Below are 16,103 nucleotides of genomic sequence, written 5' to 3' on the forward strand. Positions count from 1 at the left end.
TTTGGAGTGCGGCGGCCAGAGCCGCCGCTTTGGTACGCGGCGGTCGCAACCGCCGCTCCCCGCCGATACCTCCACACCGGGCGTTACGCCAACCGCGGCTCCGCTGTCGCGAGCGAGGTTGTGGTTCCGCTCAGCCGAGAGCGGTGGTTGTGAGCGCCGCACTCCCAAGCTCTGAGGCCGCATTGGGCGGCTCCACGGCGTGGGAGACTGCCGGGGAAACCGCTACGCGCCGGCCCGCTCCAGGTTGAGGGCGAGGAGGCGGGCGAGGATCTCGTCGTCGGAGAGATCGTCGGGCCAGCCGTAGGCGGCGAAGACAGCGCGGTCAAGCTCCCGATGCAGGTTATCGAGCCAGGTGGGGCGGGCGTTGTAGAGGTTCGTTAGCGTGCGCTGCTTCAGTTCGGCCTCACTGGCGCCCTCGGGATTCAGCCAGCGCTCGCGGTGCTCGTGCAGCGCCCGCGCCGCCGCCGCGATCGCCTCCCGCTGCTCCTCGGTCGGCCGTGGGAAGGGGAACGTCTCGAAGCAGGTGGTGGGCGTGTAGCGGGGCCGGTCCTCCAGCGAGGTGCCCATGCGTAGGGACCAGAGTTCGTGCGCGCGGGAGTGCAGTACGCCAAAGAAGTAGTCGTCGTCTCGGGCGAAGACGATGAGTTGGTGGTCAGGGAGCGTCGGGGCGCTGAGCCAGACGAACAGGCGATGCTTGGCAACCGTCGGCGTACCGATGAAGCGGGACAGACCGCGGAGTGCGTCGCGCATGTCGACGCGTGGGCGCTCGTGCAGCCACCACTCGTTCCGGGTCGAGCGGGACTTCTGACGCACCGGGTAGACGTGCTTCTTGACGTACTCGAAGGGCTGCTCGTAGAGTGCGGCCTGCTCCAGCGGCATATCGGGCCCGAAGTCGATGATCCACATGTCGCGCGGGCGACGGGTGATGTCCAGGCCGTTGACCCAGGGTACGATGACATCGCTGTTCGGCCGGCCGTTGGGATTGAGCGGTGCTGCGAGCATCTGTCGCGCGAGGTCTCCGGGGATGTCGAACGGGCCGCCCTTGGTGTCGCCCATGAAGGCGATGTTCAGATTCTCTGCCAGCGGCCGCGCAGTGGTGAGATCCAGCGCCCCGGTGAGATCAGGGTTGATGGCCGCCACCGGTACCCCGTCGAGCGTCCGCGTCTTCTCGGTGCCGTCGTCGAAGCCGACCATCGAGATGCGCACGGCCGCGCCATCGAGCACCCACGGCTCGTCGTCCCAGGCCATGAAGATGTCGCCGCTCTCCTTGATCCGCTCCAGCACGCGTCGGTTAGCACCCCCGCGGATCGAGTTGGTGGCGAGCAGGCCGGCCCGCTTGACTCGGCCCGCCGCGATCATCGCCCGCGCCTTCTCGAACCAGTAGCAGCAGAGGTCGGCCTCCCGCGGCACGCGGCCGTTGTAGACCGCGAACATGGCGTCCACGTACTCGTCGCCCAGCTCGGTGCGCAGGCGCTTCCCGCCCAGGAACGGCGGGTTGCCGATGATGAACTCGGCATCCGGCCACGCCGGCTCGCGCGGCTGGGCCGGGTCGGAGCGGTCGAGGATGGCGTCCATCAGCAGCACCGTGTCCATCGGCTCCAGCACCGGATCGCGGTTCACCTGGAAGCCGTTCATGGTCATCCACTGGATGTACCCGATCCAGACCACGATCTGCGCCAGCTCGTGGGCATAGGCGTTCGTCTCGATGCCGTGGAGCTGGCGCGGCGTCACCTGCGGCAGCAGCATCGACAGCCCCCGGTGCGCCGCGTAGGAGATGACCTCCTTCTCCAGGTTCTTCAACTGCTCCAGCGCGACGTACAGGAAGTTCCCCGAGCCGCAGGCCGGGTCGAGGATCGTCACCGAGGCCAGCCGCTCCTGGAAGGCGAGCAGCACGCTCGCCAGCTCCTTGCGGCGTCGCTCGCGCTGGCTCGGGCCCTTCGCCGCCCAGAACGCCTCGGCCAGCACGTCGGCCCGGGCCCGCACCGCCGCCCACTCCCGCCGCAGCGGCTCCATCACCACCGGCTCGACGACGCGCAGGATGTCGTCGCGGCTGGTGTAGTGCGCGCCGAGCTGCGCCCGCTTGGCCGGGTCCAGCCCCCGCTCGAACAGCGTGCCGAAGATCGCCGGCTCGATGCTGCCCCAGTCGAGCCGGGCGGCCTCGGCCAGCAGCCCGAGCTCCTCCCGGGTCAGCTCGATGGCGTCCGGGTCGGCGAAGAGATCGCCGTTGAAGCGGGCGATCTCCTCCACGCCGAAGATGCCGCCGTCGCGCATCGTCTCGAACAGGATCAGGATCTGGCGCGCGAAGGTGTCCGGCCGCTGGCGGGTGACGTCGAGCAGCCGGGTGAAGAGCCCCTTCGGCAGCAGGCCGATGTCCTCGGCGAAGAGGCAGAACAGCAGCCGGGTCAGGAAGCGCGCCACCCGCTCCGGCGCGAAGCCGCGGGCGGTCAGACTCCCGGCCAGGCTGGCGAACTTCGCGGCTGCCTCCTGGGTGACCGACTCGGTGGTGATCTCCGGCCGCAGCGCCTCCGGGTCGGTGAAGACCTTGCGCAGGATGCCGAGCACCTCCGGGTCGGCGAGGTCGGCGTTGGTGAAGCGGTAGACCTGCTTCTTGGTGCCGGTGAAGTTGGTGTGGATCTCGTAGCGCGCGATGTCGCAGACGACCAGCAGGGGCGGGTTCTCCAGGTCGGCGGCGTACAGCACCAGTTGCTTGTAGGCCGCGGCCAGGTCCTCCCCGGGGCTCTTGTACTCCCAGGCGAAGTGGCCGCGCATCCAGACGTCGGCCCAGCCGTCGCCCCCGCCGGCCTTGGTCACGCCCTTCTCGAAGGTGTACCAGGCCCCCTGCGCGTCGGCCTGCGCCGGGGTCGGCTGGCCGAGCAGGAGGCAGAGGTCGATGAAGTGCTGCTGCGCGGCAGCGCGCTCCTTGAGCGACGCATGGGCCCACTTGGCGATGAACTGCTGGGGCGTCATTCGCCCGGCAGGCTGGGCTATCGACATGGACGTGCTCCCTGCCCAAGACCCACAGGTTGTCGGCGGTGACATGGTACCAGATGGAAACGGTGTGGAGGATGGGTCAGCCGTACAAGGAGCGGCGGGGTCTGCGGCGCGTGTTCATTGGAGTGGCCGTCGGCGAGCGGGACGTGAGAAGGCGGCGGTTGCGACCGCCGCGTACCAAAGCGGCGGCTCTGGCCGCCGCACTCCAAGATGCGTTCCCCCTCTCCCAACGTTGGGAGAGGGGGTAGGGGGTGAGGGCCGACCTCCGGCCGTGTCCCGGTGGCACAGGGTACAATTCGCCGGGGGTTGGGATGCCGTCCGCGTGAACGGACCGATTGGGTGCGACGACCGCTGCGAACCCGCTCGCTGCTCCTCGGCAGCCTGCTGCTCCTGCTGAGCCTCGTGCTTGCGACCGCCACCGTCTGGGGATACGTCGAGGGTGGCGGACCGCTTGCCATCGCGACCGGCCGTCGGCCTGCGACGCCGACGGCGGACATCGCCACACCTACGCCGACGCCGGTGCTCCCGACGCCGACACCAACGCCGACCCCGCCGGTCGCGGCGATCCCGCCCGATCTACCGCTCTCTGCGCGGGCGGCGATCCTCGTCCAGGATGAGCCGGAACTGGTCCTCTTCGAACGCAACGCGGACGAGCCGCTGCCGCCTGCCAGCACCGCGAAGATCGTCACCGCGCTCACGGTCCTGCGCCATGCGGGGCTGGAGGAGGTGCTGACGGTCCAGGAGGAGGATCTGGTTGATCCGGTGGCCGAGTCCCACATGGGGTTGCAGGCCGGAGACACGGTGACCGTGCACGACCTGCTGGTCGGGTTGCTGCTGCCGTCGGGCAACGACGCGGCCAAGACGCTGAGCCGTGTGATCGGGGAGCGGCTACCGGGGGATCAGCCGCCGGTTGAGCGTTTCGCCGCCGCTATGAACGCGGTCGCGGCAGAGTTGGGCATGACGGGAAGCCACTTTGTGGACCCCAGCGGGGACGACGCCGAGGGGCAGGTCGTCACCGCGCGGGACATGGTGATCGCCGCCCGTGCGCTGCTGCGGGAGCCGGTCCTGGTGTCGATCGTGGCGATGCAGCGGGCGGAAGTGCGCATCGGCGGGCCGAAGGCCCGGGTGATTCGGCTGGAGAACACCAACCAGCTCCTCGCGCAGGACGGGGTCTTCGGGATCAAGACCGGGACGACCGACCAGGCCGGGCAGTGCCTGTTGGTCGCGTACCGGGCCCCGTCAGGCACCCAGATCGCGGTGATCCTCGGCAGCCAGGACCGCTACGGCGACGCGCGCGCCCTGCTCGGACTGCCCGAGCCACCGCCCCCGTCACCGACGCCGGAGCCGGCCGCCTGACCGAGCGCCTTCCGGTCCGCGCTGTCCCGCTCCGGCCGATCGGTTATGGTGACTTTCAGGCACATTCTTGTCTGTACACCCGCCCCTGGGTATAGTGGGCGCTATGGGAAGGGAAGATGGTGCCCCGCCGCGGGTGCACGGCGCGGCGATGCCCGAACCGCGGTTCGGCTGGCGACCGGATGGGGACCCGGCGCCACCAAACACACCAGGCTCCGATACCACACCGTCCGCGTGGCGATCCGCGGTCGATGGTGGGGTGCATCGCCCCTACCCGGACGATCTTTCCTCTGAGAACGGCCATGACGACCGGCTGGACCCGGAACTGGAGGCGTACCTCCGCCGGGTCGAGGCCAGCACTACCCGGCTGCCCGGGGCCGCGCCGGAGGTCGTCGAGTACCGCGCGATCGGGGCGGAGGCTACTGAAGCGCGGCCGGCGGCTGAGAACCGGCGGGCGCGCCGCGTGGTGCTGGGGGCGACCGGCTCGCGGGTGCTGGTGCACGCGCTGCTGCTGGCGGTCATCGTTGCCGTCGTGGCGGGGCGTGGCTACTGGGGTACCGACGGGCCGATCGTCCAGCCGGGCGGCATTGACACACTTGGCGACGTCCGTGCCTACACCGTCGCGCCCGCCGCCTCGGTGCGGTACGCCGGCACAGGGCTGAATACCCCGCCGCTCGCAACCCTCGCCTCCGGGGTGCTGAACGGCTACGTCTCCGAGTTCGCCAGTGCCGTGGCGCCCGATCAGTTGCAGATCGATACGGTGGTCGTGTCCGAGGGGCAGACGGCGGAGGATGTGGCCACGGAGACGGGCCTTGACGTCAGCACGATCCTCTGGGCGAACGGCCTGACGAACCCGGCCGAGCCGCTGCCGGAGGGGACGCAGATCCGTGTCCCGCCGGTGGACGGGATGCTCCACATCGTGCATGACGGCGACACGCTGGAGAGCATCGCCGCCCGCTACGGCGTCGAGGTGGAGGACATCACCGGCTACGAGCCGAACAACGTGGAGCACAACGCCGACCTGGTGCCCTACCGGATGTTGATGGTGCCGGGCGGCACGATGCCGACGCGCGATCAGGTGCTGACCTACATCGTCCGGCCGGGTGACACCCTCTGGACGATCGCCCAGCTCTTCGGGCTGCAGCCGAGCACCATCGTCTGGGCCAACAGCCTGCCGGACGGCGACCTGATCCTGCCGGGGCAGCCGCTGGCGATCCTGCCGACCGACGGGGTGATGGTCACCGTCCAGGAGGGGGACACCGTCGAGAGCCTGGCGGAACACTACGGAGTGGATCCGCAGGTGATCCGCGACTACCCGCTGAACGGCCTGGGCGCCGGCGGGCAGTTGCGAGTGGGGCAGCAGGTGATGATCCCGGGCGGTCAGCCACCGGCACCCCCGCCGCCACCCGAGCCGGAACCGGAACCGGAGCCGCCGGCGTCGAACCAGCCGGCCCCGGCACCGGCCGCTCCCGCCCCGAGCTACGGTGCGACCGGCAGCTTCATCTGGCCGGCGGCAGGGACCATCACGCAGTACTTCGGGCCGTCCGACTTCTGGATGGAGCCGGCCTATGCGGGCTACCCACACTTCCACCTGGGTCTCGACATCGCCAATGCCTTCGGCACGCCGATCGTCGCGGCCGACGCCGGGGTGGTGATCTTCGCCGGGTGGAACACTGGCGGGCTGGGCAACGCCGTGGCCATCGACCACGGGAACGGTCTTGTCACCTGGTACGGCCACATGAATGCGCGCCCGGCGGTCAGCGTAGGCCAGTGGGTTGCCCAGGGTGAGTACCTCGGCCCGATGGGCAGCACCGGCCTCTCGACCGGCTCTCACCTGCACTTCGTCGTCATCAAGAACGGCGTCTACGTCGACCCGCTGAACTACCTGCGGTGAGGGGTGGCGCGTTCTCCCCAGCGCTTACCCTGTCTCACACCACGTGGCGCGTGCCCGAGACTTCCGCCACGGCCTACATGTTCACCGTCCGGCATGGGCCCGGGGGTTTACCCCGGGCTTACAACGGAAGCCGGCTGGACGAATGGGGGCTCATATCCGGGGTGATAGGGTGCCCGCCGCCCGGTTCGTGCCCGGGGGTTTACCTCCGGGCCCTAACCACGGTGCTGGATGTGTCACGCCACCCGCCTCGGATCAGCCCACGCCGCTGGATCCTCTCATCACCATCCCGCGCGTGCCTGTGCACGCGGCGTGCAATACTGCCGTTTCATGGGCCCGTGCATCGCAGGGAGGTAGGGATCGATGGAGCGGCTCGCTGATGATATCGCACGTCTCTACGAACGCGCGATTGTCCGCACCGGCAAGGAACCAGAGTTCTTCGTGCTGGTCGCGTTCCTGGTCACCTTCATCATCGTGCGCATCATCACCCACGCCATCCACGACAGGAAGGGGCGGCTGCGCAACATCACCGTCGGGAACCTTCATATCCACTACCTGGTGTGGGGCATCCTCCTCCTGCTGATCACGGGCTACCTGGCGCTGGCGTTCGATGCGCCTCAGTGGCGGACGACGCTATCGGTGCTGTTCGGTGTCGGCGCGGCGCTGACGCTCGACGAGTTCGCGCTCTGGCTGCACCTCGAGGATGTCTACTGGGCCAAAGAGGGGCGTAGCTCAGTGGATGCCGTGGTCATCGCGGTGGCGATCCTGGCGATCTTCCTTCTAGGGCAGGATTTCTGGATCGGCAGCGGTCGCCTCGTCGTGCGGTTCTTCGGCGAGCTCTGACGGGAAGGGTAGCTCGGGCTTCGGGCTATACTGTGGCTGTGGCCAGGATGTTGAATCGCAACAGGAAGGGGCGACGCGACTGTGGGCACTGCGGCGAAGGAGCGGGGAGAGCGTACGGGCGCGGCGCGGCTCCGCCGGGCCGTGATCGCCCGCTTATCGCCTGCCCGGCGAGTCTACGCAATCGACCTCTTCTGGCGCGCCGCACGCAACTTCATCCGGCTGCAGGGGCAGATCTACGCTGCGGCTATCTCCTACTACGTCCTGTTCTCCTTCTTCCCCCTTCTGCTCTTGTCGGTCGCCGTCCTCGGGTGGTTCGTGCGCGACCCCGACATCAACGCGACGATCACTGATGCCGTGCTGGCGCAGATCCCGCCGGAGTTGGGGCTGCAAGAGCCGGTTGAGGGACTGCTCGACGACCTGGGCGCTCCAGGTGGGGGAGTGTTCGGCCTGATCGGGCTGGTCGGGTTAGCCTGGACGGCCAGCGGGGTCTTCGGTGCGCTCCGGCGCGTGCTGAACCGGGTGTTCGCCGTGCCGAGCAACCGGTCTTTCGTCCACGCGCGTGCGATTGACCTCCTCGCCATGATCTGCGTCCCGACGCTCCTGATCCTCTCGACGCTGCTGACGCTCGGGCTCCGACTCGTCCGCACCTTCGCCAGCGACTACTTCGACGGGCTGCTGATCCGTGTGGCGTGGGGTGTGGTGTTCCTCCTGGTGCCGCTGGCGACGTCGTTCGCGGTGTTCCTGCTCCTCTACCGGCTGGTGCCGAACCTGCGGCCGGAGTTTGCCGATCTGTGGGCCGGCGCGCTGTTCGCGGCGGTCGGGTTCGAGCTGGCGAAGGCGGGGTTTGGGTTCTACGTGACCGAGGTCGGCGACTTCCAAACGCTCTACGGCCCGCTGGGCGGCGCGGTGACCTTCCTCGTCTTCGTCTATCTGGTGGCGAACGTGGTCATCTTCGGCGGCGGCATCGTCGCCGAGCGGTGGCGGGACCGGGTCGGGCGTGACGGGGTGAGGCGAGAAGCGTGAAGGGGCGTATTGCGTACTGCGTATGGTGTCGGCCCGTGTCCGGCGTGGGGCGGGACAGGCGGGTAACCGCCCCTAGCGAGCGATGGCGATGAGGCGGAGACGGCGGTAGTCGGCGTACCAGGTGCCGTCGCGGTAGTGATCGGAGCGGAGGCGCTCCTCGACGGCGCGGATGACGGCGTCGCGTGCGTCGGCGGGGACGCCGGCGAGCAGGCGGTCGCCGAACATGGTGAGCCAGAGGCGCAACCCGTCGGCGCCGCCGTCCAGCGGCGTCGGCCGGTCGATGAGGGCCATCCAGATCGGTTCCAGGCCATGGCGCTCAAGCACCACCGCGTACTCGCCGATGCTCGGGAAGTACCACGGGGTTCGCACGGGAGTATGGCCGGCTGCCTCGACGGCGTCGGCCACGGCGTCCACGATGACCTTGACGTTTCCACGGCCGCCAAACTCGGCGACGAGCCGGCCACCTGGGCGGAGCGCGCGGCGAATGGAGGCCGCGGCGCCCTCGGCGTCGCTGATCCAATGGAGCACGGCGTTGGAGAAGACGGCGTCGAACGGGTGTTCGGGGGCGAGGTGGGCAGCGTCGCCGACCTCGAAGGGGAGGTCCGGGTAGTTCGCGCGGGCGTGTGCGATCATGGCCGGGTCGCGGTCGATGCTGGTAACATGCGCGCCGTGGTCGGCGATAGCGCGGGTCAGATGCCCGGTGCCGCAACCGAGGTCGAGGATCCGTTCGCCCGGCTGGGGAGCGAGCAGGTCGATCAGGTCGCTGCCGTACTCCCAGATGAAGGCGAAGTGCGCATCGTAGCCCCGGGCGTCCCAGGTCGGCTCGGGGTTGGTTTGCCGGGTCGTCACGTGTGGTCCTCCCTCGCTCCACGGGTCGATCGTCCGCGCGCAGTGTACCGCCATTCGGCGGTCCCGCGCGACCTTGCGCCGGGGTGGCGGAGCGCGCATAGTGCGGCCAGGATGCCGTGTCGTGATGCGTGGGGCACGCGGTGTGCCGCGCAGGAGCGGTGGGGAGCGACGAAAGGAGGCGGATGATGCGTTTGGGGTTCATCGGGCTCGGGAAGATGGGGAAGCCGATGACCCGCAACCTGCTGCGGGCCGGCTACGAGGTCACGATCCACAACCGGAGCCGCGCCGTCGTTGAGGAGTTGAGTGGGGAGGGGGCACGGCCGGCGACGTCGCCGCGGGAGGTCGCCGAAGCGGCCGACCTGGTGATCACCTGCCTGCCGACCCCAGCCACGGTCGAGGAGGTCTACCTCGGCGAGGACGGCTTGATCCCGGCGGCGCGGGAGGGACAGATCCTGGTCGACTGCTCGACCGTCGGCCCGGCATTGAGCCGGCAACTCTACGCCGCAGCGCAGGAGCGGGGTGCCGGATTCCTCGACGCCCCCGTCAGCGGCGGCCCGGCCGGAGCGGAGTCGGCGACGCTGACGATCATGGTGGGCGGCGACAAGGACGTGCTGGATCGGGCGATGCCGGTGCTCCAGGCGCTGGGGACAAACATCCACCACGTCGGCCCCTCCGGCTCCGGCACCGTGGTCAAGTTGGTCAACCAGTTGCTCGTCGGGATCAACATGGCTGCTGTGGCCGAGGCGGTCGTCTTCGGCGTGAAGGCGGGTGCCGACCCGCAGGCGCTGCTCGACGTGCTCCAGTCGAGCTTCGGCAGCAGCCGGATGCTGACGCGCGGGCTGCCCCTGATCATGGAGCGGCAGTTCGAAGGGGGCACGCCGATCAACCTGATTCTGAAAGACCTGGGCCTCATCCATGAGGTGGGGTCCGCGCTCGACGTGCGACTCATGCTCGGCGCGGTGGCGCAGGAGGCATTCAAGGAGGGCCGGGCGCTGGGCCTCGGTGACGAGGACATGGTGGCGCTGGTGAAGCCGCTCGAGCGGCTGGCCGGGGTGGAGGTGCGGCGAACCCAGTGACCGCTGGTCGGCGGTGGCCGTCGACCCTGGTGATCGGGCGCGCTGGTAGATACGAGGTGGTCAGCAATGGTGGGCGTGGAAGTGGCGATCATCCTGGTGCTGCTAGGGATCAACGCGGTCCTGGCAGCTTCGGAGATCGCCATTGTGTCGGCGCGCAAGACACGCTTGCGCGCCCTGGCGGACGACGGCAACGAGGCGGCCGCGCAAGTCCTCGCCTTGAATGAGAACCCCAGCGCGTTCCTCGCCACCATCCAGGTGGGGATCACCCTCGCCGGCTTCTTCTCGTCGGCCGTGGGCGCGGTCAGCCTGGTGCAGCTCCTGGGTTCCTGGCTGGCGGACAGCGGGGTGCCGTTCATCCAGAGCAACGCGGACGGGCTGGCGCTGGTCGTCGTCACCGCCGCGATCTCGTTCATCAGCATCATCTTCGGCGAGCTCGTCCCCAAGACGCTGGCTGTCCGACGGGCGGACACCCTGGCGCTCATCGTCGTGCGGCCGGTCCAATGGCTGGCGACGATGATGCGGCCGGTCGTGGCCCTGCTGACCGCCACGACCAACGTCATCCTGCGACTCCTCCGCGTGGAGAGCCGAGCCTCGCTCCCCGGCCTGACCGCCGACGAGTTACTCGCCATGCTGGAGACCGCAGAGGACGAGGGCCTCGTCGAGGCCGAGGAGGCCGAACTGATCGAGGAGGCGTTCCAGTTCGGCCAGACCACCGTCCGCAGCGTGATGGTCCCGCGGGTCGACGTGGTTGCACTGGAGGCATCGACCACGCTCGGTGAGGCGGTCGACCGCTTCTTCACGACCGGCTTCTCCCGCATCCCGGTCTACCAGGAGTCGCTGGATGCCATCGTCGGGATCCTCTACGTCAAGGACGTCTTCCGTATCCTCTGGACCGACCCCGATGCGGCGAAGCGGCGCTGTGGGGAGGTCGTGCGACCGGCGTACTTCGTGCCGGACGCCAAGCCGATCGACGAGCTGCTGCGCGAGCTGCGCGCCCGGCACACGCACATGGCGATCTGCGTCGACGAGTTCGGCGGCACGGCCGGCCTGGTCACCCTGGAAGACCTGATCGAAGAGTTGGTCGGTGAGATCACCGACGAGTTCGACCCGGGCTACGAGCCGTTCCGCGAGGTTGCCCCGGGGGTGCTGGAGGTCGACGGGCGCGTCTCGGTCGGGGACCTGCTCGACCGCCTCGAGCTCGAGCGGGAGGTGATCGGCCCGTTCGAGACGGAGTCGGTCGGCGGGTTGATCACCGACCGGCTGGGGCGCATCCCGGTCCAGGGGGACGCAGTCGTGACCGGGCCGCTGCGGCTCACTGTCCTCTCGATGACCGGACACCGCCCGGGCCGCGTGCGCGTCACCTTCACCGAAGAGCCGGAGGGGAACGGGCGGTAGGGGTGAGGAGCGCCCGATGCTGGTGGTGCGACGGTTCCCACACCGTGGCACGTGCCCGGGGGTTTACCCCCGGGCACCCACCCGGCGGGTGAGCTCCTAATACCCGCGTGTCATCCCTGTTCCCCGTACCCCCGCATCGCGGCGGGCTCCGCTTGCACCCGAACAGCCTGCGTGCGGGCATCAGATTCCCCCGAAGGTCGTGCCGTATCATGGTGACCATATCTCGTCACGCTGTGTGGTAGGCCGAGCCGCGCCGCATCGCACTCTCCGCCGTTCGGCGAGCTGCTACAATCCCACATCGTCCCCTTGAGGCAAAGGGAGCGCATTGATGCCGGGCTGGAGCTGAGGAGAAGGGAGCGGACCCGATGGGTCGGGCCGAACGGTCGGTCCTCATCATCGGCCTGGGAGTGCTCGGGCTTGTGGTCTTGGCCGTGGTAGCTGCACTGGCACTGGGCTCGACCGAGCCCACCCGGTTCCCCGAGGGCTCGCCCGAGGATGTCTTGCAGCGCTATCTGATTGCGGTCGAGGAGGGCCGGGCCGAGGAGGCGTACGACCACCTCTCCGCCCGGGCGCGGGAGGACATGAGCTTCCGCGATTTCTCCCGGTACGTGGCCACTGCCGGGCAGTACCCGTCCGAGCGGCGTGTGCGGATCGACCGGGCGGTGGGAGACGGCGACCGGGTGACGCTCTACCTGACGGTCGAGTTCTTCTACGGGTCAGGCATCGACTTCAACCGCTCGACATACGAGCGTCCGGTGCGCATGGTGCGGGAGGACGGCGTGTGGAAGGTCGACGAGCCGCTAACCGTGCTGTAACAGGCACGGTGCCCTGCATGGGCGGCGGTGCTCGGGCCGGGAACAGGTAGGGAGTGCCGAGGTGCAGATCGCACGGCGACTCTACATCTACTTCATCGCGGCCGTGTCGCTCGCGATGCTCGCCGTGGGCCTGATGAACCTGCTGCGCATCGGGCTGGCGCAGATCGCCATCGCGCTGGGGTGGTCGGAGGTGATCCTCGAACCCGGCGAGGCGATCCGCCGTCAGGTCAGCCTCTGGGCCGCGGTGTCGATCGTCGCGCTGCCGGTCTGGCTGCTCCACTGGTGGCTGGCCGAGCGAGCAGCTTTGCGGCCGGACGCGGAGGGAGAGGCCGAGCGCGGCTCGACCGTGCGCGCGCTCTACGTGAGCGCGGTGCTGGCTGGATCCTTCATCGCCTGGTTCTTCGCGGGAACCGCTCTCGTGCGGCGTCTGTTGGGGGAGGTGCTGGACGCGCCGGAGCCGACCGGTAGTCTCGCCGGCCCGCTGGCCCTCGTCTTGGTTTCCGCGAGCATCTGGGTCTACCATGCCGGGGTGCGACGGGGCGATGCTGCCGCGGTGGAGATGCGGGGCGCAGCCGCCTGGGCGCCGCGGCTCTACCGCTACGCGGCGGCCTTCATCGGAGCGCTCCAGCTCCTCTTTGAGCTGGGAACGCTCTTCCGGCTGATTATCGAGGTGCTGCTCCCGCAGGAGACGATCCTCCCGGCCGATACCTGGTGGCGCGGTCTCCTGGCCGCTGGAGTGGCGAGTGTGGTCGTGGGTCTGCTCGCCTGGGCCGGGCATTGGGGCGCCTCGCTGGAGTTACTTCGGCAGCCTGGGTGGCGCGGGCTGAGCGAGCGCGCGTCGGTCCTTCGGCGCGCGTACCTGTACGTGATGATCCTGGTCGGGGTGGTGGCGACGCTGGGCTTCACCGCGGTGTTCCTCAACGAGGCATTCGCGTGGGCCCTCGGGGTGGCACCGCGTCCGGCCGGTGACGCGCTCGCCCGGCGGCTGCTCGACCCGCTGGCGCGGGCGCTCCCCTTCGCCGCGGCCTGGGCCTACCACCGGCGGATTGTGCTGGCCGAGGCGGCCACGATGACCGAGGCGCCACTGCAGGCATCTGTGCGCCGCATCTACACGTACGGTGTTGCCTTCGTCGGGCTCGGCTTCGGCAGTGTCGGGCTGGCGTACCTTCTGGGGTTGCTTCTGGACGCGGTGCTCGGGGGTACCCGCGTCGTGACGGCCCCACCCGACTGGTGGCGGCGGCAGGTGGCGCTGTTCGTCGCCCTGACGCTGGTCGGCACCGGTGCCTGGCTCTGGCACTGGTATACGGCGGCGCGGCGGGTCTCAGCCGACCCGGCCGGTGAGCGCGGCGCAACAACGCGCCGTGTCTACCTCTTCGCCACGCTGGCGGCGTCGCTAGTCGCGGTGCTGGTGAGCCTCGCCGTCACGCTCTACCGGATCCTGACCGTGCTCCTCGGGGTAGGGTCCGCCCGGGGAGTGGTGTCCGACGTCAGCGCCGCGCTCGGTGTCTTCGTGGTGGCGGCGGCACTGCTCGCCTACCACGGCATGGTCCTTCGGGACGACCTGCGCGAGCGCCGGGCGGAGGCGGTCGGCGAAAAGGTTCTTCCCCTGCTGCTGACCGGACCGCCCGACGCGGACCTGGCGGGCGTTCTCGACAACCTGCGGGACCACCTGCCCGAGGGGTACACGTTGCGGCCCCGTATTGAGCGCGAGTAGCCGACACCGCTCGGCCGGCTACCGGTGCGGCTCCCTACGCGCGAACGCCTGGACCAGGTAATCGGCCTGGCGCCGGGCGCACCAACACCGGCCATCTCCAGATCACGGGATTACGCCGTGCGAATCACCTAGGGGGCATTCTCGATAGCGACTGGACGGTCTCAAGGCAGACGAAGCGCGGTGCTGTGCGCTGCGTAGCAGAGGCAGTGGCTCGCCCCCGCCCGGGTGCCGCCAACCCGGGCGGGGATTCTTACGACTTACCCGCCGCTACCAGGGCGCGAATCGGGGTTCCTCACTAACGTCGAGAGTAACAGCATCACCGTCGTACGACGACGCACGGCGCTGCTCGGGCCACCGGGCTGCGGCGGGCCCGGCTTGTCAGTAGGGCCACTCCGGGTCGTCGTGGCGGGGCTTGCCCTGCTCGTCATAGGAACCCGGCTCCTGGCCGGTGGAGTGGACGCCCATCCCCTGGCCCGAGCCGAAGCCGCCAGCCGTCTTCCTGGTCGTCGGGTCGAGCAGGTCGTCCGGGTCGCGCTCTGCGGCGGCGCGGCGCTCCCGCACCTGGGTGATCTCGTCGGCCTGCTGCCGGGTGATGCGCCCCTCGGCAACGAGCTGGTCCAGCTCGGCGTCCGACAGGGTCAGAAGCTGCTCTCGATCCATGATGCGTTCTCCTCTCCCGGGTGCCGTTGGGTTAGACCACCGGGAAGTCCATGCGGTCGATCTGGGTGGACGGCACATCGAGGATCAGCCGGTCCCCGAGGATGTCGTTGATCAGGTCGAAGGGGACATAGACGTCGAGCTTGCCGGGACGGTTAAGGATGAACCGGTCCCCCTCGACGGCGGCGACCTGGCCGATCGTCTCCCTGTCCGATCCCTCGACTGCCATGCCCGGTGTGGGCATGATCTCGCGGAACGGGGCGTAGAGGTCGGTCGTGGGCGGGCTCGAATTGGAGACCTCCCGGGCCTTGAGCATCAGCGTGACGACGCCGTTTGCCACCTCGCGCACGGCCGTGAAGGGCAACACACGCGGCGGCTCGAGGTCGCGCCGGATGAGGAACGCATCCTCTCCGACCCGCTCGACCCGGCCGACCGTCACGCGATCGGCGCCGACGACCTCCATGCCGGGCCTGATCTGCTCGCCGTTGATACTCATAGTTCCTCCCATCGGCCCTGCGTGCCGGGAGCGCCGCTTACTCCTGAGTGCGGCGCTTGCTCGACCCGCCTCCCATGCCCCCGCCGGTTGTGCCGCCAGCGGGGACGTTGGTCTGCCCCGGCGGGATCTTGTGGGCGGTGTGGCGCGGGTCGTGGCGGGGCGGGCGCTGTATGTCGCCGTGGCTGCGGTCCCGCCGCTCCCGGGTCAGCATCTCCCACGCGGCCTGAGGGTCGGTCCGCAGGAGATCTTTGGCCGACACGACAGGGTTCTCGTCGAGCTGAGGGTTCTCCTTAGGAGGGTCCTCAGGGTGCTGCCACGGATTCTTGATGTCATCCGACATCGGCGTCCTCCGATCCCTGCTCGATCGTCCCCTGCTTCATCTCGCGCAGCCGGGCTTCACGCTCAGCCAGTCCCTCTGACTGCGCACGCCGGATCTCCGGCTCGCGCTGGAGGTCTGCAAGGTACCGATCCACCTGATCGTAGAGGTCGTGGAAGGCGCGGCGGATTGCGTAGCCCAGCGTATCGGCGTGCCCGTCGGCCGCGATCTGCTGCGTCGGCCCACGGAACAGCAGCCGTGCCCGATAGCTGTTGGTCTTGTCGTGGTAGTGCAATGCCACGTCGAGCATCTTCAGGTCGTCGGCGGTGTTCGCGAACCGGCGCTCGAGCAGCCGCGCCTTCCGGCGGACCAGCGCCTGCGCCGTCTCCACATGGGCGGCGTTCCCATGGAACCGGTACTGCATCGTGGACCTCTTCTCGTGTGTCGGCGGGCGGGGGTTCCGCCTACCGTTCCCTCTCCGTAGACCGTAGGCGCGGCCCCGAGAGGTGCTGGGGGCGCCTCACCCTCATCCTGCCCGAGGAGTCGTGGAAAGTGCGCCCAATCCGGGCGAGGCGGCGTGACAACCTTGTGCCATGTGCGGTGGAACGCCCGTTGTTACGCAGTTGCAACGGTCCGCACGGCGGAAGCGTCGCCTCTGTTGCAAGTCGCCGCGTATCCTGCTCA

General features: G+C 69.2%; 14 protein-coding genes. 8 read left to right on the forward strand and 6 right to left on the reverse strand.

Features of this window, described 5'->3' with window-relative positions:
• Positions 1-222: 222 nt before the first annotated feature.
• Positions 223-2,994 (reverse strand): class I SAM-dependent DNA methyltransferase, encoded by a 2,772-nt coding sequence (locus STHE_RS16715; RefSeq protein WP_217155933.1) that lies wholly within the window; start codon positions 2,992-2,994, stop codon positions 223-225.
• A 336-nt stretch (positions 2,995-3,330) separates the two neighbouring features.
• Between STHE_RS16715 and STHE_RS16720 the strand changes: the two genes are divergently transcribed.
• The 4 genes from STHE_RS16720 to STHE_RS16735 all read left to right on the forward strand — a co-directional run bounded on the left by STHE_RS16720 (position 3,331) and on the right by STHE_RS16735 (position 8,101).
• Positions 3,331-4,347, forward strand: a complete 1,017-nt coding sequence (locus tag STHE_RS16720; RefSeq protein ID WP_012873785.1) for a D-alanyl-D-alanine carboxypeptidase family protein — start codon at positions 3,331-3,333, stop codon at positions 4,345-4,347.
• Between the two features lie 256 nt (positions 4,348-4,603).
• On the forward strand, positions 4,604-6,238 hold the full coding sequence (locus tag STHE_RS16725; protein ID WP_012873786.1) for a LysM peptidoglycan-binding domain-containing protein: 1,635 nt from the start codon (positions 4,604-4,606) through the stop codon (positions 6,236-6,238).
• A 360-nt stretch (positions 6,239-6,598) separates the two neighbouring features.
• Positions 6,599-7,078: a hypothetical protein gene (locus STHE_RS16730; RefSeq protein WP_012873787.1), complete on the forward strand. Its 480-nt coding sequence runs from the start codon at positions 6,599-6,601 to the stop codon at positions 7,076-7,078.
• An 81-nt stretch (positions 7,079-7,159) separates the two neighbouring features.
• Entirely contained in the window at positions 7,160-8,101 is a 942-nt protein-coding gene (locus STHE_RS16735; protein WP_012873788.1) for a YihY/virulence factor BrkB family protein, read from the forward strand.
• 72 nt (positions 8,102-8,173) lie between these two features.
• Here the strand turns inward: STHE_RS16735 and STHE_RS16740 are convergent, their stop codons facing one another.
• Positions 8,174-8,950, reverse strand: coding sequence for a class I SAM-dependent methyltransferase (locus STHE_RS16740; RefSeq protein ID WP_012873789.1), 777 nt, complete (start codon positions 8,948-8,950; stop codon positions 8,174-8,176).
• A gap of 182 nt (positions 8,951-9,132) precedes the next feature.
• Here STHE_RS16740 and STHE_RS16745 point away from each other — a divergent pair, with 182 nt between their 5' ends.
• From STHE_RS16745 to STHE_RS16760, 4 genes are all read left to right on the forward strand, one after another.
• Positions 9,133-10,026, forward strand: coding sequence for an NAD(P)-dependent oxidoreductase (locus STHE_RS16745; RefSeq protein ID WP_052295408.1), 894 nt, complete (start codon positions 9,133-9,135; stop codon positions 10,024-10,026).
• A 66-nt stretch (positions 10,027-10,092) separates the two neighbouring features.
• Positions 10,093-11,421, forward strand: coding sequence for a hemolysin family protein (locus STHE_RS16750; RefSeq protein ID WP_012873791.1), 1,329 nt, complete (start codon positions 10,093-10,095; stop codon positions 11,419-11,421).
• Between the two features lie 365 nt (positions 11,422-11,786).
• Positions 11,787-12,236, forward strand: a complete 450-nt coding sequence (locus STHE_RS16755) for an Rv0361 family membrane protein (protein ID WP_012873792.1) — start codon at positions 11,787-11,789, stop codon at positions 12,234-12,236.
• Positions 12,237-12,297: 61 nt separating this feature from the next.
• A complete protein-coding gene (locus STHE_RS16760; protein ID WP_012873793.1) occupies positions 12,298-13,950 on the forward strand; it encodes a DUF5671 domain-containing protein in 1,653 nt (550 codons plus the stop codon).
• Between the two features lie 378 nt (positions 13,951-14,328).
• Here the strand turns inward: STHE_RS16760 and STHE_RS16765 are convergent, their stop codons facing one another.
• From STHE_RS16765 to STHE_RS16780, 4 genes are read right to left on the reverse strand one after another with little or no spacing between them, the layout of a single operon-like run.
• Positions 14,329-14,610, reverse strand: coding sequence for a hypothetical protein (locus STHE_RS16765; RefSeq protein ID WP_012873794.1), 282 nt, complete (start codon positions 14,608-14,610; stop codon positions 14,329-14,331).
• Positions 14,611-14,641: 31 nt separating this feature from the next.
• The gene (locus STHE_RS16770; protein ID WP_012873795.1) at positions 14,642-15,103 is read right to left on the reverse strand and encodes a DUF2171 domain-containing protein; all 462 of its coding nucleotides are present in this window, start codon (positions 15,101-15,103) and stop codon (positions 14,642-14,644) included.
• Between the two features lie 37 nt (positions 15,104-15,140).
• On the reverse strand, positions 15,141-15,443 hold the full coding sequence (locus STHE_RS16775; protein WP_012873796.1) for a hypothetical protein: 303 nt from the start codon (positions 15,441-15,443) through the stop codon (positions 15,141-15,143).
• On the reverse strand, positions 15,433-15,843 hold the full coding sequence (locus tag STHE_RS16780; RefSeq protein WP_012873797.1) for a hypothetical protein: 411 nt from the start codon (positions 15,841-15,843) through the stop codon (positions 15,433-15,435). Before STHE_RS16780 ends, STHE_RS16775 begins: the two co-directional genes overlap by 11 nt.
• Positions 15,844-16,103 lie beyond the last annotated feature (260 nt).

It is taken from the genome of Sphaerobacter thermophilus DSM 20745, from assembly GCF_000024985.1.
GTDB classification, from domain to species: Bacteria; Chloroflexota; Chloroflexia; order Thermomicrobiales; family Thermomicrobiaceae; genus Sphaerobacter; species Sphaerobacter thermophilus.